Source organism: Megasphaera sp. An286, from assembly GCF_002163455.1.
In the GTDB taxonomy this organism is placed as follows: Bacteria; Bacillota; Negativicutes; order Veillonellales; family Megasphaeraceae; genus Megasphaera; species Megasphaera stantonii.
In genome coordinates this window covers 1-2,815 of sequence record NZ_NFIY01000041.1, presented here as the reverse complement: position 1 = coordinate 2,815, position 2,815 = coordinate 1, and the positions used below count along the sequence as shown (strand labels likewise).

The window sequence follows — 2,815 nt, the reverse complement described above, 5'->3', positions numbered from 1 at the left end:
CAGCATGTGTTGTTATATATAAACCATGAGCTGAAAGTTCTCAAATTCGCTTTCAGCTTACCAAGTATCATAGAAGATCTATGTTTACAGAGATTTTTTCACAGGCTCATTAATTATGACTGTTATTATATCCGGGGTTACAGGGCTTGTATTAGACTGTATATACGAACAATTTATCTTGATCTCTTATAAATACAATATTGAAACAACCACGCTTGTATCAATATTAGTATTCTACTGCCTAATAAGTAACATAATTTGGACTAAAAATAAGCTAAAATCAAAAACTGATAAATGACAACCGCGCAGATGTATTAAGAGGTAAAAACGGAGATATCATTATGAAAAAATTATTTGTTGCATTTCTGACCTTGTTATCATTATCCTGCCCAGTCTTTGCAGCTGACTGGTATTATTTAGGAAATTCAAACAGTGGCCAACAATATTATATCGATAATTCTTCAGTAGAAAAAAATGCAGAAGTTGCATTTGTGTGGTGCAAAATAATCAATACAGATGGTAGTTTTAGTGTTGTACGATATGCATTTATTCGAAAAGGTAAGTTAGTAGCCACTTTGAGTACTTCAATTTACGACGCAAATGGTAACTATATATCAAGCTATAATGTTCCATTAAATCCCTATACCTTGCACTGGAAGTCTATTCCACCTGAAACCGCCGGAGAATCAATCTACTACTCCATCTGGCCGTACTAAAAAATCCCGCACGCGGCGGGATTCGTAATCAATCTATTTTGATGTCAAAATCTAATTTAATTTGTTCAGGCCTTTTCTTTAATTCAAGAACCTTGGTAACAATGTATTCGCTGGAAAGCGAGTCATCTTTCGTTTTTTGACGGATATAATATCTGATGCGCAGCATATCCCCATTTGTGAAAGATATGCTTCCTTGTTCAACTTTGGACAGAAATTCTTCATCTTCAATCTTGGCCCAAAATGTATTATTACCATCCGTTAAACGCCATTTATTGCCTTTTTCAAACGTAATAGATGTGATCTTAACCGTTATTTCTTGCTCTGGAAGGTTTTCTTCCTGCTCAATGGATTCTACGGGCGGCGCTTTGAAATAATACGCATCTGCCTTAGCAATAGATTCAATCGCCTCTTTGTTCTGCGGGCAATCTGGATTTCTCAATTCAAACGACTCAATACCTTCGCTATTCAACGGCGTTAGTACCTTTTCAATGGACCTACGGCAATCAGCATTTAAATACACCTTCATGATATTGTTCGTCGTAACAATGATTTCCCCATCGTCTAAATGAAGAATAAATTTATTTTCTTTACTTTCGGCATCCTTTATCTTTCGCCCCCGGATCCATTTGATAAGCGAAAAAATACCCCCGGCAGTTCCCGCTGCCTGAGAACCCCAGCCTAAAATATCCATAACGGCAGTAAGGCCATTTTCATCTGCCATAGACATAAAAAGCTTCGCTTGTTCTAATATAGAACACTGCAAAATGGTTGTAATATCAAAAGAGCCTCTTTGAAGGCTATCCTGATTCAATAAAACCTGTATCTTTTGTTCCCCGCCAATGGCTTTATTAACGTCATTCACTAAATCAGCAAAAGCTAGCAACGACGGAGCCAGGTCTCGCACATCCATTACGCCCTGATCTAATGCAGGACCAGTATATGCAATTCTTGCTTTTGCAACTTTACTCATGGCTCATCCCTCCTAACTTTTCTGGTTGACTAAATTATAATTTATCTCTTCAAGAAATACAATATTTATAGGACGATATGCAAAATTTGTCCGATTACTGACGATTTCAGCCTTTATTTGCTTTTAACTGCTCAAGGAGACAAACTCATGACCTCAAACAATCAAGTACAACTATTTGAAAACCGGCAAATACGGTCCGCATGGGATGCCGAACAGGAAGAATGGTATTTTTCCATTGTTGATATTATCGCAGCTTTAACGGATAGTTCCAATCCCCGCAAATATTGGAGTGTATTAAAAACTCGATTGAAAAAAGAAGGATCTGAACTGGCTACAAATTGTAGCCGTTTGAAATTGCCGGCTTCGGATGGAAAACTTAGGCTTACAGACGTCGCAAATACAGAACAACTGCTTCGCCTTATTCAATCTATCCCTTCCCCCAAAGCCGAGCCATTTAAGTTATGGCTGGCAGAAGTGGGCCGCGAACGCATCGACGAAACAATCGATCCGGAACTTGCCATCGACAGGGCCCTTGAAACATATCTCAAAAAAGGATACAGCCGGGAATGGATTAATCAGCGGTTACAAGCTATCCAAGTCCGCAAGGAATTGACGGATGAATGGCAGAATCGCGGCATCAAAAAAGGCGCCGAATATGCTATCCTGACCAATGAAATTACACTCGCATGGTCCGGAATGAATACCAGAGAGTATAAGCGGTTCAAGGGCCTAAAAAAAGAAAACCTGCGTGATAATATGAGCACGACGGAATTAGTATTGAATATGCTGGCCGAAACCTCTACCACAGACATATCAAAAGCCGAACAGCCGGAAACATTTGAAGAAAATCGACAGGTCGCTCGTCGCGGCGGTAATGTCGCTGGCATTGCCCGCAAAGCGTTGGAAGCCGAAACCGGCAAGCCAGCCGTCACCTCTATGAATGCAATAGACTTTGCCAAAATTCTTTTTGAAATCACTACCAAAAAAGATGACGAAACATAATCCAATACGATTCTTTCCGGCGAATTTACAATACAAGTGCAACACCTATAAAAAATGACACATAGGTTTCTGATATAATAATGCTACCAAACAAAATCTATATCTCGGAGGAAACCTATGTGCCACT

At 39.3% G+C, this 2,815-nt stretch carries 3 protein-coding genes; 2 read left to right on the top strand and 1 reads right to left on the bottom strand.

Annotation, left to right across the window (positions count from 1 at the left end; translation table 11 throughout):
- The first annotated feature begins 341 nt into the window (after positions 1–341).
- Positions 342–716 (top strand): hypothetical protein, encoded by a 375-nt coding sequence (locus tag B5F80_RS11225; protein ID WP_143747187.1) that lies wholly within the window; start codon positions 342–344, stop codon positions 714–716.
- A 28-nt stretch (positions 717–744) separates the two neighbouring features.
- On the opposite strand, the gene B5F80_RS11070 is transcribed toward B5F80_RS11225, so the two are convergent.
- Entirely contained in the window at positions 745–1,686 is a 942-nt protein-coding gene (locus B5F80_RS11070; RefSeq protein ID WP_087478878.1) for a hypothetical protein, read from the bottom strand.
- Between the two features lie 147 nt (positions 1,687–1,833).
- Between B5F80_RS11070 and B5F80_RS11065 the strand changes: the two genes are divergently transcribed.
- A complete protein-coding gene (locus B5F80_RS11065) occupies positions 1,834–2,688 on the top strand; it encodes a BRO family protein (RefSeq protein WP_087478877.1) in 855 nt (284 codons plus the stop codon).
- Positions 2,689–2,815 lie beyond the last annotated feature (127 nt).